General features: G+C 57.7%; 20 protein-coding genes. 18 read left to right on the forward strand and 2 right to left on the reverse strand.

The window, feature by feature from the left end:
- Window positions 1-11: 11 nt before the first annotated feature.
- From livH to ugpQ, 9 genes are all read left to right on the forward strand, one after another.
- Window positions 12-938, forward strand: a complete 927-nt coding sequence (gene livH, locus EDF73_RS12550; protein ID WP_132729452.1) for a high-affinity branched-chain amino acid ABC transporter permease LivH — start codon at window positions 12-14, stop codon at window positions 936-938.
- On the forward strand, window positions 935-2212 hold the full coding sequence (livM, locus tag EDF73_RS12555) for a branched chain amino acid ABC transporter permease LivM (RefSeq protein WP_132729453.1): 1278 nt from the start codon (window positions 935-937) through the stop codon (window positions 2210-2212). The genes livH and livM overlap by 4 nt, the downstream gene beginning before the upstream one ends.
- Window positions 2209-2976, forward strand: coding sequence for a high-affinity branched-chain amino acid ABC transporter ATP-binding protein LivG (livG, locus tag EDF73_RS12560; RefSeq protein ID WP_132729454.1), 768 nt, complete (start codon window positions 2209-2211; stop codon window positions 2974-2976). Before livM ends, livG begins: the two co-directional genes overlap by 4 nt.
- A 2-nt stretch (window positions 2977-2978) precedes the next feature.
- The gene (gene livF / locus EDF73_RS12565; protein ID WP_132729455.1) at window positions 2979-3692 is read left to right on the forward strand and encodes a high-affinity branched-chain amino acid ABC transporter ATP-binding protein LivF; all 714 of its coding nucleotides are present in this window, start codon (window positions 2979-2981) and stop codon (window positions 3690-3692) included.
- Between the two features lie 343 nt (window positions 3693-4035).
- Complete coding sequence (ugpB, locus tag EDF73_RS12570) at window positions 4036-5352, forward strand: sn-glycerol-3-phosphate ABC transporter substrate-binding protein UgpB (protein ID WP_132729456.1); 1317 nt, start codon at window positions 4036-4038, stop codon at window positions 5350-5352.
- A gap of 130 nt (window positions 5353-5482) precedes the next feature.
- On the forward strand, window positions 5483-6370 hold the full coding sequence (ugpA, locus tag EDF73_RS12575) for a sn-glycerol-3-phosphate ABC transporter permease UgpA (protein WP_132729457.1): 888 nt from the start codon (window positions 5483-5485) through the stop codon (window positions 6368-6370).
- Entirely contained in the window at window positions 6367-7212 is an 846-nt protein-coding gene (ugpE, locus tag EDF73_RS12580; protein ID WP_132729458.1) for a sn-glycerol-3-phosphate ABC transporter permease UgpE, read from the forward strand. The genes ugpA and ugpE overlap by 4 nt, the downstream gene beginning before the upstream one ends.
- Before the next feature lies 1 nt (window position 7213).
- The gene (locus EDF73_RS12585; RefSeq protein WP_132729459.1) at window positions 7214-8284 is read left to right on the forward strand and encodes a sn-glycerol-3-phosphate import ATP-binding protein UgpC; all 1071 of its coding nucleotides are present in this window, start codon (window positions 7214-7216) and stop codon (window positions 8282-8284) included.
- Window positions 8281-9021 (forward strand): glycerophosphodiester phosphodiesterase, encoded by a 741-nt coding sequence (gene ugpQ / locus EDF73_RS12590; RefSeq protein ID WP_132729460.1) that lies wholly within the window; start codon window positions 8281-8283, stop codon window positions 9019-9021. The genes EDF73_RS12585 and ugpQ overlap by 4 nt, the downstream gene beginning before the upstream one ends.
- A gap of 20 nt (window positions 9022-9041) precedes the next feature.
- Here the strand turns inward: ugpQ and EDF73_RS12595 are convergent, their stop codons facing one another.
- A complete protein-coding gene (locus EDF73_RS12595) occupies window positions 9042-9365 on the reverse strand; it encodes a DUF2756 family protein (RefSeq protein WP_132729461.1) in 324 nt (107 codons plus the stop codon).
- A gap of 121 nt (window positions 9366-9486) precedes the next feature.
- On the opposite strand from EDF73_RS12595, the gene ggt reads away from it, so the two are divergent.
- The gene (ggt, locus tag EDF73_RS12600; protein ID WP_132729462.1) at window positions 9487-11229 is read left to right on the forward strand and encodes a gamma-glutamyltransferase; all 1743 of its coding nucleotides are present in this window, start codon (window positions 9487-9489) and stop codon (window positions 11227-11229) included.
- A gap of 62 nt (window positions 11230-11291) precedes the next feature.
- On the opposite strand, the gene yhhY is transcribed toward ggt, so the two are convergent.
- Window positions 11292-11771, reverse strand: a complete 480-nt coding sequence (gene yhhY, locus EDF73_RS12605) for an N-acetyltransferase (protein ID WP_165905714.1) — start codon at window positions 11769-11771, stop codon at window positions 11292-11294.
- Window positions 11772-12129: 358 nt separating this feature from the next.
- On the opposite strand from yhhY, the gene EDF73_RS12610 reads away from it, so the two are divergent.
- The 8 genes from EDF73_RS12610 to glgB all read left to right on the forward strand — a co-directional run.
- Window positions 12130-13167 (forward strand): oxidoreductase, encoded by a 1038-nt coding sequence (locus tag EDF73_RS12610; RefSeq protein ID WP_132729464.1) that lies wholly within the window; start codon window positions 12130-12132, stop codon window positions 13165-13167.
- 121 nt (window positions 13168-13288) lie between these two features.
- Window positions 13289-13984 carry a quercetin 2,3-dioxygenase gene (gene yhhW / locus EDF73_RS12615; RefSeq protein WP_132729465.1) on the forward strand — a complete coding sequence of 232 codons (696 nt, stop codon included), beginning with the start codon at window positions 13289-13291 and terminating at the stop codon, window positions 13982-13984.
- 93 nt (window positions 13985-14077) lie between these two features.
- Window positions 14078-15073 (forward strand): gluconate operon transcriptional repressor GntR, encoded by a 996-nt coding sequence (gene gntR / locus EDF73_RS12620; RefSeq protein ID WP_132729466.1) that lies wholly within the window; start codon window positions 14078-14080, stop codon window positions 15071-15073.
- A 185-nt stretch (window positions 15074-15258) separates the two neighbouring features.
- Window positions 15259-15789 carry a gluconokinase gene (gene gntK, locus EDF73_RS12625; protein ID WP_132729467.1) on the forward strand — a complete coding sequence of 177 codons (531 nt, stop codon included), beginning with the start codon at window positions 15259-15261 and terminating at the stop codon, window positions 15787-15789.
- Window positions 15789-17129 (forward strand): gluconate transporter, encoded by a 1341-nt coding sequence (gene gntU / locus EDF73_RS12630; RefSeq protein WP_132729468.1) that lies wholly within the window; start codon window positions 15789-15791, stop codon window positions 17127-17129. Before gntK ends, gntU begins: the two co-directional genes overlap by 1 nt.
- A 125-nt stretch (window positions 17130-17254) precedes the next feature.
- Complete coding sequence (locus EDF73_RS12635; RefSeq protein WP_132729469.1) at window positions 17255-17440, forward strand: hypothetical protein; 186 nt, start codon at window positions 17255-17257, stop codon at window positions 17438-17440.
- Between the two features lie 119 nt (window positions 17441-17559).
- On the forward strand, window positions 17560-18666 hold the full coding sequence (gene asd, locus EDF73_RS12640) for an aspartate-semialdehyde dehydrogenase (RefSeq protein WP_132729470.1): 1107 nt from the start codon (window positions 17560-17562) through the stop codon (window positions 18664-18666).
- Between the two features lie 246 nt (window positions 18667-18912).
- The coding region (glgB, locus tag EDF73_RS12645) for a 1,4-alpha-glucan branching enzyme (RefSeq protein ID WP_132729471.1) at window positions 18913-20231 on the forward strand (1319 nt) is incomplete at its 3' end.

Raw genomic sequence — 20231 nt, forward strand, 5'->3', positions numbered from 1 at the left:
AAGGTTACCTTATGTCCGAGCAGTTTCTCTACTTTCTGCAGCAGATGTTTAACGGCGTCACGCTGGGCAGCACCTATGCGCTGATCGCCATCGGCTACACCATGGTCTACGGCATTATCGGCATGATCAACTTCGCCCACGGCGAGGTGTACATGATTGGCAGCTACGTCTCTTTCATGATCATCGCGGCGCTGATGATGATGGGAATTGATACCAGCTGGCTGCTGGTGGCCGCCGGCTTTGTCGGGGCGATTATTATCGCCAGCGCCTACGGCTGGAGCATTGAACGCGTGGCCTACCGGCCGGTGCGCAGCTCTAAACGCCTGATTGCGTTGATTTCCGCCATCGGGATGTCGATTTTCCTGCAAAACTACGTCAGCCTGACGGAAGGCTCGCGCGACGTGGCGCTGCCAAGCCTGTTCAACGGCCAGTGGATCATTGGCAGCAGCGAAAACTTTGCGGCCACCGTCACCACGATGCAGCTGGTGATCTGGGTCGTGACCTTTGTGGCGATGCTGGCGCTGACGCTGTTTATCCGCTATTCACGCATGGGCCGCGCCTGCCGTGCCTGTGCTGAAGATCTCAAAATGGCGAGCCTGCTCGGGATTAACACCGACCGGGTGATTGCTCTGACGTTTGTGATCGGCGCGGCGATGGCGGCGGTGGCCGGCGTGCTGCTGGGCCAGTTCTATGGCGTTATCAACCCGTATATCGGCTTTATGGCCGGGATGAAAGCCTTCACCGCGGCGGTACTGGGCGGTATCGGCAGTATCCCGGGGGCGATGATCGGCGGCCTGATCCTCGGTATCGCCGAAGCGCTCTCCTCGGCCTATCTCAGCACGGAATATAAAGACGTCGTCTCCTTCGCGCTGCTGATCCTGGTGCTGTTGGTCATGCCTACCGGCATTCTGGGTCGCCCGGAGGTAGAGAAAGTATGAAACCGATGCATATTGCAATGGCGCTGCTGTCTGCGGTGATGTTCTTCGTTCTGGCGGGCGTTTTTATGGGCGTGCAGCTGGAGCTGGACGGCACCAAACTGGTGGTCGATACCGCCGCCGATATTCGCTGGCAGTGGATCTTCATCGGCACCGCAGTGGTCTTCTTGTTTCAGCTGATGCGTCCGCTGTTCCAGAAAACGATGAAGAACGTCTCCGGGCCGAAGTTTATTATGCCGGCCATCGATGGTTCAACGGTGAAGCAGAAGCTGTTCCTGCTGGCGCTGCTGGTTATCGCCGTGGCGTGGCCGTTTATGGTGTCGCGCGGGACGGTGGATATCGCCACCCTGACCATGATTTATATCATTCTCGGCCTGGGTCTTAACGTGGTGGTGGGGCTGTCCGGCCTGCTGGTGCTGGGCTACGGCGGTTTCTATGCCATCGGCGCCTACACCTTTGCGCTGCTGAATCACTACTACGGCCTCGGCTTCTGGACCTGTCTGCCGCTGGCAGGGCTGGTGTCCGCCGCCGCGGGCTTCCTGCTGGGCTTCCCGGTGCTGCGCCTGCGCGGCGACTATCTGGCGATCGTCACCCTCGGCTTCGGCGAAATCGTCCGTATCTTGCTGCTCAATAATACCGACGTGACCGGCGGCCCCAACGGCATCAGCCAGATTCCTAAGCCGACGCTGTTTGGCCTTGAGTTTAGCCGCAGCGCCCGCGAAGGCGGCTGGGATACCTTCAGTAACTTCTTCGGCCTCAAGTATGACCCCGGCGATCGGGTGATTTTCCTTTATCTGGTGGCGCTGCTGCTGGTGGTGCTGTCGCTGTTTGTGATTAACCGCCTGCTGCGTATGCCGCTGGGCCGCGCATGGGAAGCGCTGCGTGAAGATGAGATTGCCTGCCGCTCGCTGGGTCTGAGCCCAACGCGCATCAAGCTCACCGCCTTTACCATCAGCGCCGCGTTTGCCGGTTTCGCCGGGACGCTGTTCGCCGCGCGCCAGGGCTTTGTCAGCCCGGAATCCTTCACCTTTGCCGAGTCGGCTTTTGTGCTGGCGATTGTGGTTCTCGGCGGGATGGGATCGCAGTTTGCGGTGATTCTCGCCGCCGTGCTGCTGGTGGTGTCGCGCGAGCTGATGCGTGATTTCAACGAATACAGCATGTTGATGCTGGGTGGTTTGATGGTGCTGATGATGATCTGGCGTCCGCAGGGTCTGCTGCCGATGACGCGTCCGCAGCTGAAGCTGAAAAAAGGTCAGGCGAAAGGAGAGCAGGCATGAGTCAGCCATTATTATCCGTCAGCGGCCTGATGATGCGCTTTGGCGGCCTGCTGGCGGTCAACAACGTGTCGCTGGAGCTGCACCCCCAGGAGATCGTGTCGCTGATTGGCCCTAACGGCGCCGGGAAAACCACGGTCTTCAACTGCCTGACCGGTTTTTATAAGCCGACCGGCGGCAGCATCATGCTGCGCGATCAGCATCTGGAAGGGCTGCCGGGGCAGCAGATCGCCCGAATGGGCGTCGTCCGTACCTTCCAGCACGTGCGCCTGTTCCGTGAAATGACGGTGATTGAAAACCTGCTGGTGGCGCAACATCAGCAGTTGAAAACCGGGGTCTTCTCCGGCCTGCTGAAAACGCCGTCCTTCCGCCGCGCGCAGAGCGAAGCGCTGGACCGTGCCGCCACCTGGCTGGAGCGTATTGGCCTGCTGGAGCATGCTAACCGCCAGGCCAGCAACCTGGCCTACGGTGACCAGCGGCGGCTGGAAATTGCCCGCTGCATGGTGACCCAGCCGGAAATCCTGATGCTGGATGAACCGGCGGCCGGCCTGAACCCGAAAGAGACCAAAGAGCTGGACGAGCTGATCGCCGAGCTGCGCAGTCATCACAACACCACCATCCTGCTGATTGAACATGATATGAAGCTGGTGATGGGTATTTCCGATCGTATTTACGTGGTCAACCAGGGCACGCCGTTGGCTAACGGTACGCCGGAAGAGATCCGCAACAACCCGGACGTGATCCGCGCATACCTTGGTGAGGCATAAGTATGGAAAAAGTGATGTTATCTTTTGACAACGTAAGCGCCCACTACGGCAAGATTCAGGCGTTGCATAACGTCAGTCTGCACATTAATCAGGGGGAAATCGTCACCCTGATTGGCGCGAACGGCGCGGGTAAAACCACGCTGCTCGGCACTCTGTGCGGCGATCCGCGCGCCTCCAGCGGGAAAGTGGTTTTTGATGGTAAAGACATCACCGACTGGCAAACCGCGAAAATCATGCGCGAAGCGGTGGCGATTGTCCCGGAAGGGCGTCGCGTCTTCTCGCGTATGACGGTTGAAGAGAACCTGGCGATGGGCGGCTTTTTTGCCGATCGTGACCAGTTTCAGAGCCGTATTCAGTGGGTCTACGAACTGTTCCCGCGGCTGCTCGAACGCCGTATTCAACGGGCGGGGACCATGTCTGGCGGCGAGCAGCAGATGCTGGCGATTGGCCGCGCGTTGATGAGTCAGCCGCGCCTGCTGCTGCTCGACGAACCCTCGCTGGGGCTGGCGCCGATCATCATCCAGCAGATTTTCAACACCATCGAACAGCTGCGCGAGCAGGGGATGACCATTTTCCTCGTCGAACAGAACGCTAACCAGGCGCTGAAGCTGGCTGACCGCGGCTATGTGCTGGAAAACGGTCATGTGGTGCTGGAAGATACCGGCGAGCGGCTTCTGGCCAACGAGGCGGTACGTAGCGCCTATCTCGGCGGGTAATGACCCTGCCAGAAACGATAATTCTGTAGCCCGGACGAGGCGTTGCTACCGACTCCGGGAAAGCGATAGGGCTGACACGCTCAGCGCATTTCCCCCGACGCGACGTCCGGCCGGGCTACTGACTTCACGGTTTGCCGATTTTTTACGGCTTTATATTCAACGGCGTGCCGTAGCTCCCACTTTCCTGTCTCCAATCTTTCATCGTCTTGCCATCTCTCTGACGCGTTACTATCTTTTTTTTGTAATAAAAAAGTTATTTTTCTGTAATTCGAGCATGTCATGTTACCCCCGCGAACATAAAACGCGTGAAATCGCGCATCTGGAACAACAAGAGAGATAACCGATGATATCGTTACGACATACAGCTTTAGGACTGGCGCTCAGCCTGGCATGTGCTGGTCAGGCGTTGGCAGTAACTACCATCCCGTTCTGGCATTCCATGGAAGGGGAGTTGGGTAAAGAAGTTGATTCTCTGGCGCAACGTTTCAATGAGGCCAACCCGGATTACAAAATTACCCCGGTGTACAAAGGCAACTACGAGCAGAGTCTGAGCGCGGGCATCGCCGCATTCCGTACCGGTAATGCCCCGGCGATCCTTCAGGTTTATGAAGTCGGTACCGCAACGATGATGGCCTCCAAAGCCATTAAACCGGTTTATCAGGTGTTTACCGATGCGGGCATTAAGTTTGATGAATCGCAGTTCGTTCCCACCGTTTCGGGTTACTACACCGACTCAAAGAGCGGCCATCTGCTCTCTCAACCGTTTAACAGCTCCACGCCAGTGCTGTACTACAACAAAGACGCCTTCAAAAAAGCCGGCTTAGATCCGGAGCAGCCGCCGAAAACCTGGCAGGAGCTGGCGGCATATACCGATAAGCTGAAAGCGGCAGGGATGAAATGCGGCTACGCCAGCGGCTGGCAGGGCTGGATTCAGATTGAAAACTTCAGCGCCTGGCATGGCCTGCCGGTGGCGACCCAAAATAACGGTTTTGACGGTACCGATGCGGTTCTGGAATTCAACAAGCCGGAGCAGGTGAAGCATATCGCCATGCTCGAAGCGATGAACAAGAAAGGCGATTTCAGCTACTTCGGACGTAAAGACGAGTCCACCGAGAAGTTCTATAACGGTGATTGCGCGATAACTACCGCCTCTTCCGGTTCACTGGCCGATATTCGTCAGTATGCCAAATTCAACTACGGCGTGGGCATGATGCCGTATGACGCCGACGTGAAAGGCGCGCCGCAGAACGCCATCATCGGCGGGGCCAGCCTGTGGGTGATGCAGGGCAAAGATAAGGAAACCTATACCGGGGTGGCGAAATTCCTCGAGTATCTGGCAAAACCGGAAATCGCGGCGGAATGGCATCAGAAAACCGGCTATCTGCCGATCACCACCGCCGCTTACGACCTGACCCGTCAGCAGGGCTTCTATGACAAGAACCCAGGCGCGGATATTGCGACCCGCCAGATGCTGAACAAGCCGCCGTTGCCGTTCACCAAAGGGCTGCGTCTGGGCAACATGCCGCAGATCCGTACCATTGTGGACGAGGAGCTGGAGAGCGTGTGGACCGGTAAGAAAACGCCACAGCAGGCGCTGGATTCAGCGGTTGAGCGTGGTAACCAGCTGCTGCGTCGTTTTGAGCAGTCGACTAAGTCGTAAGGTACAGATGCCGGAAGGTTCCCCCGGCGGCGTTGAGCCTGCCGGGGCGATCGCGTGAAGTCGCCCGGATACGGCGCTTGCGCCGCCATCCGGGACGTTATCCGGCATCGTTAAGCAAAAGAGTAACCTCATGTCATCATCCCGTCCGGTATTCCGCTCGCGTTGGCTGCCTTATATGCTGGTCGCGCCGCAGCTGATTATCACCATTATTTTCTTTATCTGGCCCGCCGGCGAAGCGCTGTGGTATTCGCTGCAGAGCGTCGATCCATTTGGCCTTTCCAGCCAGTTTGTCGGCCTGGACAACTTCGTTACGCTGTTCCACGACCCGTACTATCTGGACTCATTCTGGACCACCATCAAGTTCAGCAGCCTGGTCACCTTCAGCGGGCTGATCATTTCGCTGTTCTTTGCCGCGCTGGTTGACTATGTGGTGCGCGGCAGCCGCTTCTATCAAACGCTGATGCTGCTGCCCTACGCCGTGGCGCCGGCGGTGGCGGCGGTGCTATGGATTTTCCTCTTTAACCCCGGGCGCGGGTTGATCACCCACTTCCTCGCTGAGATGGGCTACGACTGGAACCATGCGCAGCACAGCGGTCAGGCGATGTTTCTCGTGGTGTTTGCGTCGGTATGGAAACAGATTAGCTATAACTTCTTGTTTTTCTTCGCTGCATTGCAATCTATTCCGCGCTCGCTGGTGGAAGCCGCGGCAATTGACGGCGCCGGGCCGATTCGCCGCTTCTTTAAGCTGGCGCTACCGCTGATTGCGCCGGTCAGCTTCTTCCTGCTGGTGGTCAACCTGGTGTATGCCTTCTTTGATACCTTCCCGGTGATCGATGCGGCCACCGCGGGCGGTCCGGTACAGGCTACCACCACCTTGATTTATAAGATCTATCGCGAAGGTTTCGCCGGACTCGATCTCTCTGCTTCCGCCGCTCAGTCGGTAGTGCTGATGTTGCTGGTGATCGTGCTGACGGTCGTTCAGTTCCGCTACGTTGAAAGTAAGGTGCGCTACCAATGATCGAGAACCGTCGCGGGCTGACGATTTTCAGCCACACCATGCTGATTGCCGGGATTGCCGTGATCCTGTTCCCGCTGTATGTCGCCTTTGTCGCGGCGACCCTGGATAACACGGCGGTCTTTGAGACGCCGATGACGTTAATTCCCGGCGGACACCTGCTGGAGAATATGGCCACTATCTGGACCCAGGGGGTCGGAGCCAACAGCGCGCCGTTCTGGCTGATGATGCTGAACAGCTTCATCATGGCGTTTGGCATCACGGTGGGGAAAATCGTGGTGTCGATGCTCTCCGCATTCGCCATCGTCTGGTTCCGCTTTCCGCTGCGTAATCTGTTCTTCTGGATGATCTTTATCACCCTGATGCTGCCGGTTGAAGTGCGTATTTTTCCCACGGTGGAAGTGATCGCCAATCTGAAAATGCTCGACAGCTACGCCGGGCTGACGCTGCCGCTGATGGCCTCGGCGACCGCCACCTTCCTGTTTCGTCAGTTCTTTATGACGCTGCCGGACGAACTGATTGAGGCGGCGCGTATCGATGGCGCTTCACCGATGCGCTTTTTCCGCGACATCGTGCTGCCGCTGTCGAAAACCAATCTGGCGGCGCTGTTTGTGATCACCTTTATCTACGGCTGGAACCAGTATCTGTGGCCGTTGTTGATTATTCAGGACGTCAATCTTGGCACCGCGGTGGCGGGTATCAAAGGCATGATCGCCACCGGCGAAGGCACCACGCAGTGGAATCAGGTGATGGCCGCGATGCTGCTGACGCTGATTCCCCCGGTCGTTATCGTTTTAGCCATGCAGCGGGCGTTTGTGCGTGGTTTAGTGGACAGTGAGAAATAAAATGGCAGGTTTAAAACTACAGGCTGTAACCAAAAGCTGGGACGGCAAAACCCAGGTGATTCAACCGCTGACGCTGGACGTCGCGGACGGGGAATTCATCGTCATGGTCGGGCCGTCCGGCTGCGGCAAATCAACGTTACTGCGCATGGTGGCCGGGCTTGAGCGGGTGACCAGCGGCGATATCTGGATTAACCGCCAGCGGGTCACCGAGATGGAGCCGAAGGATCGCGGTATCGCGATGGTGTTCCAGAACTACGCCCTCTATCCGCACATGAGCGTGGAAGAGAACATGGCCTGGGGGCTCAAAATCCGCGGGATGGGCAAAGGCCTGATCGCCGAGCGGGTGGAGGAAGCGGCGCGGATTCTGGAGCTGGACGGCCTGCTCAAGCGCCGCCCGCGCGAGCTCTCCGGCGGCCAGCGTCAGCGCGTGGCAATGGGCCGCGCGATTGTCCGCGACCCGGCGGTATTCCTGTTTGATGAACCGCTGTCAAACCTCGATGCCAAGCTGCGCGTGCAGATGCGCCTCGAACTTCAGCAGCTGCATCGCCGGTTGAAAACCACCTCGCTGTACGTGACGCACGATCAGGTAGAAGCCATGACTCTTGCCCAGCGGGTGATGGTGATGAATAAAGGCGTTGCCGAACAGATCGGCACGCCGGTGGACGTTTACGAAAAACCGGCCAGCCGCTTCGTTGCCAGCTTTATCGGCAGCCCGGCGATGAACCTGCTGGAAGGGCGTATCAGCGCAGATGGTCGTCGTTTTGAACTGGAAGGCGGCCTGCGTTTACCTATCGATGGCGAGCATCGCCGCCATGCCGGGCGTAAGATGACGCTAGGTATCCGTCCGGAGCATTTTGCATTAAGCTCCCAGGTGGAAGGTGGCGTACCGCTGGTGATGGATACGCTGGAAATTTTAGGTGCCGATAACCTGGCCCACGGGCGCTGGGGCGAGCAGAAACTGGTGGTCAGACTGCCTCACCAGCAGCGTCCGTCAGCGGGCAGCACGCTGTGGCTGCATCTGCCGGAGGATCATCTGCACCTCTTTGATGGTGAAACAGGACAACGCGCATGAGTGACTGGCCTTATCCCCACATCGTCGCCCATCGTGGCGGCGGTAAACTGGCCCCGGAAAACACCCTGGCGGCGATCGATGTTGGCGCGCGTTTCGGTCATACGATGATCGAGTTTGACGCCAAGCTGTCGAAAGACGGGCAAATCTTTTTGCTCCACGACGACCATCTGGATCGCACCAGCAACGGCTGGGGCATCGCGGGTGAACTGACGTGGAACGAGCTGCTGAAAGCGGATGCCGGAAGCTGGTATAGCCACCAGTTCAAAGGCGAGCCGCTGCCGCTGCTCTCTGCGGTGGCACAACGTTGCCGCCAGCACGGCATGATGGCGAATATTGAAATCAAGCCCACCACCGGCACCGCTCCGCTGACCGGCAAAGCGGTGGCGCTGGCGGCTCGTGAGCTGTGGCAGGGCATGACGCCGCCGCTGCTCTCATCGTTTGAGATTGACGCTCTGGAGGCGGCGCAGCACGCCGTACCCGAGCTGCCGCGCGGGCTGTTGCTGGATGAGTGGCGTGAGGACTGGCGCGAGTTAACCGCCCGCCTGGGCTGCGTCTCTATCCACCTTAACCATAAGCTGCTGGATGAGGCGCGCGTGGCGACCCTGAAGGCCGCGGGTCTGCGCATCCTCGTTTATACCGTCAATAAACCCCAGCGCGCCGCTGAACTGTTGCGCTGGGGAGTGGACTGTATCTGCACCGACGCGATTGACCTTATTGGCCCGCACTTCCAACCCTGAGCCGCCGGCAAACGGCCCCGCTACGGGGTCGTCTGCCGTGGCAACATGCCGCCGTTGGGATTCGGCAGCGCCTGCTGTGACGAATTCAAATTGCCGCTCTGCTGGACCCGCTGCTGATTGTTATTCAGCTGGGTCTGCAGATGCTGCTGCTGGGCGCGCGTCTGGTTCTGCATATCCTGCTTAAGCATGCTTTGGTGCTGCTGTTGCTGGACCTGCATCTGATTTTGCATCCGCTGTTGGCTGGGGACCACGTACCCCGGCTGGTTAGGGTTATTGGTGGTATTGAGCGGCTGCGCCAGAACGCTAAGCGGCATCAGCGCCGCCAGAAATAAGCGTGCTTTCATTATTCTCTCCTCCCGTGCGTGGGATCACTTAAGTGTACTTCCTTTCCGGCATAACAATGATTTTTTAGGACTTATCAACCAGGCTTATGCGGGGATAAAAACACATTTCAGGAGTAAGACAATGATAAAAGCACATTCCTGGCGTCAGGTGGTCATCGCTGTTTTGCTGGCCGGCGGCAGTTTTACCGTCGCGGCCGCGCCCGTCCCGCCTCCCGTCTCCTACGGCGTAGAAGAAGATGTCTTTCATCCGGTCCGCGCCCGGCAGGGAATGGTCGCCTCGGTGGATGCGACGGCCACCCGGGTGGGCGTCGATATTTTGCGCCAGGGGGGGAATGCCGTCGATGCGGCGGTAGCCGTGGGCTACGCGCTGGCGGTCACCCACCCGCAGGCCGGTAATATTGGCGGCGGCGGTTTTATGATGCTGCGGACCAAAGACGGGCACACCACCGCCATCGATTTTCGCGAAATGGCGCCGGAGCAGGCAACCCGGGATATGTTCCTCGACGATCAGGGGAACCCCGATAGCAAAAAATCGCTGACCTCGCACCTGGCCTCCGGTACGCCGGGTACCGTCGCAGGCTTCTCTCTGGCGCTGGAAAAATACGGCACCATGCCGCTTAACAAAGTGATCCGTCCGGCAATCAAGCTGGCGGAAGAGGGCTTCACGGTGAACGATGCGTTGGCCGACGATCTGAAGACCTACGGCAGCGAAGTGCTGCCGAACCACCCGAACAGCAAAGCCATCTTCTGGAAAAACGGTGAGCCGCTGAAAAAAGGCGACAAACTGGTACAGAAGCAACTGGGGAAAAGTCTCGAGCTGATCGCGGAACACGGCCCGGATGCTTTTTATAAAGGGGCGATAGCCGATCAGATAGCCGATGAGATGCAGAAAAACGGCGGGCTAATAACGCGGGCCGACCTCGCGGGCTATCAGGCGGTCGAGCGCATGCCGATCGGCGGCGAGTACCGTGGCTATCAGGTATTCTCGATGCCGCCGCCCTCTTCCGGGGGGATCCATATCGTGCAGATCCTCAATATCCTCGAAAACTTCGATATGCATAAATACGGCTTCGGCAGCGCAGACGCCATGCAGGTGATGGCGGAAGCCGAAAAACATGCCTATGCCGACCGCTCGGAGTATCTCGGCGATCCGGACTTTGTCAAAGTGCCGTGGCAGGCGCTGACCAACAAAGCCTACGCCAAATCGATTGCCGAACAGATTGATATCAATAAAGCGAAGCCTTCAAGCCAGATCCGTCCCGGTAAGCTGGCGCCGTATGAAAGTAACCAGACCACCCATTTCTCGGTGGTGGATAAAGACGGTAACGCGGTGGCGGTCACCTATACGCTGAATACCACCTTCGGAACCGGTATTGTGGCCGGTAATTCCGGGATACTGATGAATAACCAGATGGATGACTTCTCGGCAAAACCCGGCGTCCCGAACGTTTACGGACTGGTGGGCGGCGATGCCAACGCCGTGGGGCCGAAAAAACGCCCGCTGTCGTCAATGTCGCCGACCATCGTGGTGAAAGATGGCAAAACCTGGCTGGTCACCGGGAGCCCGGGCGGTAGCCGTATTATCACCACCGTGCTGCAGATGGTGGTCAACAGCATCGATTTCGGGATGAACGTCGCGGAAGCGACCAACGCGCCGCGCTTCCATCACCAGTGGCTGCCGGATGAGCTGTGGGTAGAGAAGGGCTTTAGCCCGGATACGCTGAAGCTGCTGGGAGAAAGGGGGCAGAAAGTGGCGGTGAAGGAGGCGATGGGCAGCACCCAGAGCATTATGGTGGGCCCGGACGGGACGCTGTACGGGGCGTCAGACCCGCGTTCACCGGATGATTTAACCGCCGGATACTAGCTTCTCTGCCGATCTCGCCCCTTCCCGTCGGGGAGGGGGCGATTCTGCCGCGGATCCCGCCTTTATGATCTGAGCCGCGCCATAAAGTAAGCGTCGACGTACTCGCCGTTGCGCAGCGCGTAGTTTCGTCCCGTGCCCTCAACGGTAAACCCGTGCTTGCGGTAGACGGCAACGGCGGCGGCGTTATCGACAAACACCGTTAATTCAATACGTTCAACCCGCAGCCAGTTATCGCACAGATTAATCATCTCGCGCATCAGCGCGCTGCCTACGCCGCGACCGTGAAATGGCGCCGCGACGCTCATGCCAAAGGTGGCGACGTGGCTGCGCCGCGGCCGGGGTTCAACGCTCAGCATCAGATGGCCGGCGACCTGCTCATCGAGGGTCGCCACCAGATGGTGGCTGTGAGGTTTCGGCTGCAGGCGCTCCTGCCACATTTCCATGGCAGGATGGGGAAGTTGTAGCGTGTCGTGATAGACCTCCGGGTGCGCAGTCAGCTGACGTAAGGGTTCTGCATCGCGCGGTTCGGCGTGGCGTATCACAATTTCACTCATTCCTCTTCTCCTTAGCGCCTGCGCGGCAGGCCTGGTACGCTCAATAGTCTCTTTAAACATTCCTGACTTTAAAAAACGCGTCAACGCCTAATTTTTGCAAAAAGAGGTAGACAAGTGCGAATGAGAATGATTATTATTGTCCTGCATTCAGGGAGACCCTTGCGGAAAGCCTGAAAGCACGACATTGCTCACATTGCTTCCAGTATTACTTTAGCCAGCCAGGTGCTGGCTTTTTTTTTGCTTTTTTTCGCCGATCGTTTTCCGCCATCTTTAATGGGTTAAGAGTTAAGTTCATCGCCGGGGTGCGCTATGGTTAGCAGCAGAAACCTCAACTAAGGACTGCGTTATGACTCTGCACTGCGCATTTATTGGATTCGGCAAAAGCACCACCCGCTACCATCTTCCTTACGTTCTGCACCGCAAAGACCGCTGGCATGTCGCCCATATCTATCGCCGTAGCGCGAAGCCGGAAGAGCAGGCGCCGCAATACTCGCACATCCACTTCACCAGCGATCTCGACGAGGTACTTAATGACCCGCAGGTCAGCCTGGTGATTGTCTGCACCCATGCGGACAGCCACTTTGCCTATGCCAGGCGGGCGCTGGAAGCCGGCAAAAACGTGCTGGTGGAAAAACCGTTTACGCCGACGCTTGCAGAGGCGAAAACGCTGTTCGCCCTGGCGAAGAGCAAAGGTCTGACGGTAACGCCATACCAGAACCGCCGCTTTGACTCCTGCTTTTTGACCACCAAAAAGGTGATTGAAAGCGGCAAGCTGGGAGAGATCGTCGAGGTGGAAAGCCATTTCGATCTCTATCGTCCGGTGGCGGAAACCCAGCCGGGATTGCCGCAGGATGGCGCCTTTTATGGTCTGGGCGTACACACGATGGATCAGATCATCTCGTTATTCGGCCGCCCGGACCGCGTGGCCTATGACATCCGCAGCCTGCGGAACAAAGCCAACCCGGATGATACGTTTGAAGCGCAGCTGTTCTACGGTGACCTGAAGGCCATCGTCAAAACCAGCCACCTGGTTAAGCTGGAGTACCCGAAATTTATCGTCCACGGCCATAAAGGTTCGTTTATCAAATACGGCATCGATCGGCAGGAAACCAGCCTGAAAGCCAATATTATGCCGGGTGAAGCGGGCTTTGCGGCGGATGACAGCGTCGGCGTGCTGGAATATGTGGATGAGAGCGGCGTCAGCGTGCGGGAAGAGATCCGCGTCGAGCCGGGGGACTATGGTCGCGTTTATGATTCCCTGTATGAGACCCTCGTCAACGGCCGGCAAAATTACGTCAAGGAATCTGACGTTCTCACCAATATGGAGATCCTGGAACGCGGCTTTGAACAGTCCTCTCCGGCGACGATAACCCTCGATAAATAAGCCTCTTTGGCTCCTCTGTGGTTGTTCATATTTTTTGAACAGAGGAGTCAATTTTCACCCTCTATGATCGGCAACGGATTGCGTCCACACTTATTCCATCGAAAACATACGGGGGTGCAAGATGATCTATTTACGTAAAGCTAACGAACGCGGCCACGCAAATCATGGCTGGCTGGATTCCTGGCATACTTTCTCTTTTGCGAACTATTACGATCCGAACTTCATGGGCTTTTCTGCGCTGCGGGTGATCAACGATGACGTGATCGACGCCGGCCAGGGATTCGGGACTCACCCGCACAAAGACATGGAAATCCTGACCTATGTGCTGGAAGGGGCGGTTGAGCACCAGGATAGTATGGGCAACAAAGAGCAGGTTCCGGCAGGCGAGTTCCAGATCATGAGCGCGGGGACCGGGGTGCGTCACTCGGAATACAACCCGAGCAGCACTGACCGTCTGCGCCTGTATCAGATCTGGATTATGCCTGAAGAAAATGGCATCGCCCCGCGCTACGAGCAGCGCCGCTTCGATGCCCTGCAGGGTAAACAGCTGGTGCTGTCACCGGATGCGCGTGAAGGCTCGCTGAAAGTACACCAGGATATGGAGCTGTACCGCTGGGCGCTGCTGAAAGATGAACAATCGGTGCACCAGATTGCCGCGGAACGTCGCGTATGGATTCAGGTGGTGAAAGGCGAAGTGACCATCAACGGCACCAAAGCGACCACCAGCGATGGCCTGGCGATTTGGGATGAGCAGGCGATTTCGGTTCACGCCGATAGCGATAGCGAAATTCTGCTTTTCGATCTGCCGCCGGTCTAAATAAATTGCGCAACCTGTCCTAATCATTAGGCCGGGTTGCGCTTTGTCCGTGATAAACTGGGAGAATGTCTCCCCTTTATCCCAGTCAGGACGATGAAAAAGAAAAGACCCGTACTTCAGGATGTAGCCGATCTTGTCGGCGTGACCAAAATGACGGTCAGTCGCTTTTTGCGTAACCCGGAACAGGTTTCCGAGGCCCTGCGTGGCAAGATTGCCGTTGCTCTCGATGAACTGGGTTATATTCCCAATCGCGCGCCTGATATCCTCTCCAATGCCACCAGTCGCGCCATCGGCGTGCTGTTGCCTTCGTTAACCAACCAGGTCTTCTCGGAAGTGTTGCGCGGTATTGAAAGCGTCACCGACGCCTTTGGCTATCAAACGATGCTGGCGCACTACGGCTATAAGCCGGAAATGGAAGAGAAACGCCTTGAATCCATGCTCTCATGGAACATCGACGGCCTGATCCTCACCGAACGCACCCACACGCCGCGCACGCTGAAAATGATCGAAGTTGCCGGGATCCCGGTTGTCGAGCTGATGGACAGCCAGTCGCCGTGTCTCGATATTGCCGTTGGCTTTGATAACTTCGAAGCCGCGCGGCAGATGACCGCGGCGATTATTGCCCGCGGCCATCGCCATGTGGCCTATCTGGGCGCGCGTCTTGATGAACGTACTATCATCAAGCAGAAGGGGTATGAGCAGGCGATGCTCGATGCCGGCATGACGCCGTACAGCGTGATGGTCGAGCAATCGTCCTCCTACTCGTCGGGGATTGAGCTGATGCGCCAGGCGCGTCGCGAATACCCGCAGCTTGACGGAATTTTCTGCACCAACGATGACCTTGCGGTGGGCGCCGCCTTTGAGTGCCAGCGCCTGGGGCTGAAAATTCCGGATGATATGGCGATTGCCGGTTTCCACGGCCATGATATTGGTCAGGTGATGGAGCCGCGTCTGGCCAGCGTGCTGACCCCGCGTGAGCGGATGGGGCGCATCGGCGCCGAACGTCTGCTGGCGCGTATTCGTGGTGAAGCGGTGATGCCTAAGATGTTAGATTTAGGTTTCACATTGTCACCGGGTGGATCTATTTAAACTGACAAGTTTGAAGTAGATCACACATATTCACTTCTGGCACGAATGGTGATTGCTAATCCCTAAGTCCGGCATGACAATGTTACCGATAACAGTTACCCGTAACAATCAACCTGTAGGCGGCATTTCACGCTGTATCACTGCAGCCGGAAGCGCCTCGCGTATGTGTCCAGTGGGAGGAAGCTTTGAGCACGATTAACCATGATCACCACGTCTATGTCCTGATGGGCGTTTCCGGCAGTGGTAAATCCGCTGTCGCCAGCGAAGTGGCGCATCAGCTGCATGCCGCGTTTCTCGATGGTGACTTTCTGCATCCGCGTAGCAATATCAATAAGATGGCATCCGGCGAGGCGTTAAACGATGACGACCGCACGCCGTGGCTGCAGGCGCTGAACGATGCCGCGTTTGCCATGCAGCGGACCAATAAAGTCTCGCTGATCGTCTGCTCGGCGCTGAAAAAGAGCTATCGCGACATTCTGCGCAAGGGCAATCCAAACCTCTCTTTCATCTACCTGAAAGGGGATTTCGACCTGATCGAAAGCCGTCTGAAGGCGCGAAAAGGGCATTTCTTCAAAACCCAGATGCTGGTGACGCAGTTTGAAACGCTGCAGGAACCGGGTGCAGACGAAGGCGATGTATTAATCGTCGATATTGATCAGCCGCTGGAAGGCGTGGTCGCGAGCACCATTGAGGTGATCAACAAAGGCAGTAACTAGTGAGTACATTAACGCTTGTTTTAACGGCAGTCGGCTCCGTTTTGCTGCTGCTGTTTTTAGTCATGAAGGCGCGTATGCATGCTTTCGTGGCTTTGATGGTGGTTTCTATTGGCGCAGGCCTCTTTTCCGGCATGCCGTTGGATAAAATCGCAGCGACGATGGAAAAAGGGATGGGCGGTACGCTGGGCTTTCTGGCGATCGTCGTGGCGCTGGGGGCGATGTTCGGCAAGATTCTTCATGAGACCGGCGCTGTCGATCAGATAGCCGTTAAGATGTTGAAATCTTTTGGCCACAGCCGCGCCCATTATGCTATTGGCCTCGCCGGGCTTATCTGCGCGCTGCCGCTGTTCTTCGAAGTGGCCATCGTGCTGCTGATTAGCGTGGCCTTCTCAATGGCGCGCCATACCGGCACCAACCTGGTGAAGCTGGTTATCCCGCTGTTCGCCGGCGTTGCGGCGGCCGCGGCATTCCTGCTGCCAGGGCCGGCGCCGATGCTGCTGGCATCGCAAATGCACGCCGACTTTGGCTGGATGATTCTGATTGGTCTGTGCGCGGCGATTCCGGGGATGATCATTGCCGGGCCGCTGTGGGGCAACTTTATCAGCCGCTACGTCGAGCTGCATATTCCTGATGATATTAGTGAGCCAAGCCTGGGCGAAGGCAAGATGCCGTCATTTGCCTTTAGTCTGTCGCTGATTCTGCTGCCGCTGGTGCTGGTCGGGCTGAAAACGATCGCCGCGCGCTTTGTGCCGGAGGGCTCCAGCGCCTACGAATGGTTCGAATTTATCGGCCATCCGTTTACCGCGATTCTGGTGGCGTGCCTGGTGGCGATTTACGGCCTGGCGGTTCGTCAGGGAATGGCAAAAGATCGGGTGATGGAAATCTGCGGCCATGCGCTGCAACCCGCGGGGATTATCCTGCTGGTTATCGGTGCGGGCGGAGTCTTTAAACAGGTGCTGGTTGACTCCGGCGTGGGCCCGGCCCTCGGCGAAGCGCTGACCGGTATGGGTCTGCCGATTGCGATTACCTGCTTCGTGCTGGCGGCCGCGGTCCGTATTATCCAGGGCTCGGCGACCGTCGCCTGCTTAACGGCCGTGGGTCTGGTTATGCCGGTGATTGAGCAGTTGAACTACAGCGGCGCGCAAATGGCGGCGCTCTCCATCTGTATCGCAGGCGGTTCGATCGTGGTGAGCCACGTGAACGATGCCGGTTTCTGGCTGTTCGGTAAGTTTACCGGCGCCACGGAAGCGCAGACGCTGAAAACCTGGACCATGATGGAAACGATCCTCGGCACCACCGGCGCCATCGTCGGCATGATTGCGTTTACGCTACTGAGCTAAACGCAGACGCCAGCAGCCCAGCCGTAGCATCGCGAGGCCGGGCTGATCTTCCCCGCGCAACAGGGGCGTAAAAACGCCCTGGTTGCGCGATACGACGAAAGACTTAATCCTCATAAGGCCCCGCTATGACTGGGGTTGGCTGTTTTTTTCAGCCTTGTGCAAATCGCAAAATTTCTCCGCTGTTCCATAATCCAGATCAACAAAATAGCGGCGGAAACGATTCCCTTCCTGATGCCAGTACCAATATTATTATTGTGGTTTTGCTGGGGCCGATGCCTGCAGAAGCTGCCTTAAATAAGTTGCTTTACTGATTGCCGGGCAATCATTGATTAATTTCACTTGCGACTTTAGCAGCATTTTGTAATGTGAAGGGCTAACCAGTAGGAAACTGGCTTGGCACAAACAGCACACATCTCCCAGGAAATACGTTATGAAAAATGTTGGTTTTATCGGCTGGCGCGGAATGGTCGGTTCTGTACTCATGCAACGCATGGTTGAAGAGCGCGACTTCGACGCCATTCGCCCTGTTTTTTTCTCCACCTCTCAGCTGGGGCAGCCTGCTCCATCCTTCGGTGGCAGCACCGGCGGCACGCTTCAGGATGCGTTTGATCTCGAAGCGCTGAAGGCGCTGGATATTATTGTGACCTGCCAGGGCGGCGATTATACCAATGACGTGTATCCGAAGCTGCGCGAGAGCGGCTGGCAGGGTTACTGGATTGATGCGGCCTCTTCGCTGCGCATGAAAGATGACGCGATCATTATTCTTGACCCGGTGAACCAGGACGTGATCACCGCCAGCCTGAATAACGGGGTGAAAACCTTTGTCGGCGGTAACTGTACCGTCAGCCTGATGCTGATGTCCCTCGGCGGCCTGTTCGCACAGGATCTTGTGGAGTGGGTCAGCGTGGCGACTTACCAGGCGGCATCCGGCGGCGGCGCGCGTCATATGCGTGAACTGCTGACCCAGATGGGTCAGTTGCATAGCCATGTCGCGAGCGAGCTGGCGAATCCGGCATCCGCCATTCTGGACATCGAACGCAAAGTGACCGCCCTGACCCGCAGCGGAGAGCTGGCGGTGGATAACTTTGGCGTGCCGCTGGCCGGCAGCCTGATCCCATGGATCGACAAACAGCTGGATAACGGCCAGAGCCGCGAAGAGTGGAAAGGCCAGGCGGAAACCAACAAGATTCTCGCCACCTCGTCAGTCATTCCGGTGGATGGCCTGTGTGTCCGCGTCGGCGCGCTGCGCTGCCACAGTCAGGCATTCACCATCAAACTGAAGAAAGATGTTTCTATCCCGACCGTTGAAGAACTGCTGGCGGCGCACAACCCGTGGGCCAAAGTGGTACCGAACGATCGCGACATCACCATGCGCGAGCTGACCCCGGCCGCCGTCACCGGCACCCTGACCACCCCGGTGGGGCGTCTGCGTAAGCTGAACATGGGGCCGGAGTATCTGTCGGCCTTCACCGTCGGCGACCAGCTGCTGTGGGGCGCTGCCGAGCCGCTGCGACGCATGTTGCGCCAGCTGGCCTGATAACTGGATGAACAAAAGGGGGTGTCTGACACCTCCTTTTTTTTGCGTAATACAAGGAGTACACGCGGATGTTTGATTTTTTCCCCCGGAGGTAAGACAGCCTTGGCTATGCTTTAAGTAAGGAACGACAACGTTGCCTTACCTGAAGGTGGGACGGAGCAGGAGGATGCACGGTGTGCTGCCCCGTTCAGGTCAAAAAAAGTCGCCAGATACAGGAAAGGGCGACACTTACAACAGGATGAAACCATGTCTAATCGTATCGATAGAGACGTGATTAATGCGCTTATCTCCGGCCATTTTGCGGATCCTTTTTCCGTGCTTGGCATGCACTCAACCGATGCTGGTCTGGAAGTGCGCGCATTATTACCCGATGCCACCGATGTATGGGTGATTGAACCGAAAACCGGGCGTAAAGTCGGCAAGCTCGAATGCCTCGACTCACGCGGATTCTTTAGCGGCGTTCTGCCGCGGCGAAAAAATGCTTTTCGCTACCAGCTGGCGGTCACCTGGCACGGCCAGCAAAACCTGATTGACGACCCTTATCGCTTTGGCCCGCTGCTGCAGGAGCTTGACGTCTGGCTGCTCTCCGAAGGAACCCATCTGCGGCCCTACGAGACCCTGGGCGCTCATGCCGACACCATGGACGGGGTGACCGGGACGCGCTTTTCCGTCTGGGCGCCGAACGCCCGCCGGGTGTCGGTGGTCGGTCAGTTCAACTACTGGGACGGCCGTCGCCACCCGATGCGCCTGCGCAAAGAGTCCGGCATCTGGGAGCTGTTTGTCCCCGGCGCGCACAACGGCCAGCTGTATAAGTTCGAGCTGATTGACGCCCACGGCCACCTGCGGGTGAAATCCGACCCTTACGCCTTTGAAGCGCAGATGCGCCCGGAAACCGCCTCGCTGATCTGCGGCCTGCCGGAGAAAGTGGAACAACCGCCGGCCCGTAAGCAGGCCAACCAGTTTGACGCCCCGATTTCGATCTATGAAGTTCACCTCGGCTCCTGGCGTCGGCATACCGATAACAATTTCTGGCTCAGCTACCGCGAGCTGGCGGACCAGCTGGTGCCCTATGCCCGATGGATGGGCTTCACCCATCTCGAACTGCTGCCGGTGAACGAACACCCGTTTGACGGCAGCTGGGGCTATCAGCCCACCGGGCTGTACGCGCCGACCCGCCGCTTCGGCACCCGGGAAGATTTCCGCTACTTCCTCCATGCCGCGCATGCCGCCGGCCTGAACGTGATCCTCGACTGGGTGCCGGGCCACTTCCCGGCGGATGACTTCGCCCTGGCGTTGTTTGACGGCACCGCGCTGTATGAGCACAGCGACCCGCGCGAAGGCTATCACCAGGACTGGAACACGCTGATCTATAACTACGGCCGCCGTGAAGTCAGCAACTTCCTGGTGGGGAACGCGCTGTACTGGATCGAGCGTTTCGGCATCGATGCGCTGCGGGTGGATGCGGTGGCGTCGATGATCTACCGCGACTACAGCCGCAAGCAGGGCGAGTGGGTGCCCAACGAGTACGGCGGCCGGGAAAACCTCGAGGCGATCGAGTTCCTGCG

Origin of the sequence: Klebsiella sp. BIGb0138 (assembly GCF_004342285.1) — a bacterium.
Taxonomy (GTDB): domain Bacteria; phylum Pseudomonadota; class Gammaproteobacteria; order Enterobacterales; family Enterobacteriaceae; genus Klebsiella.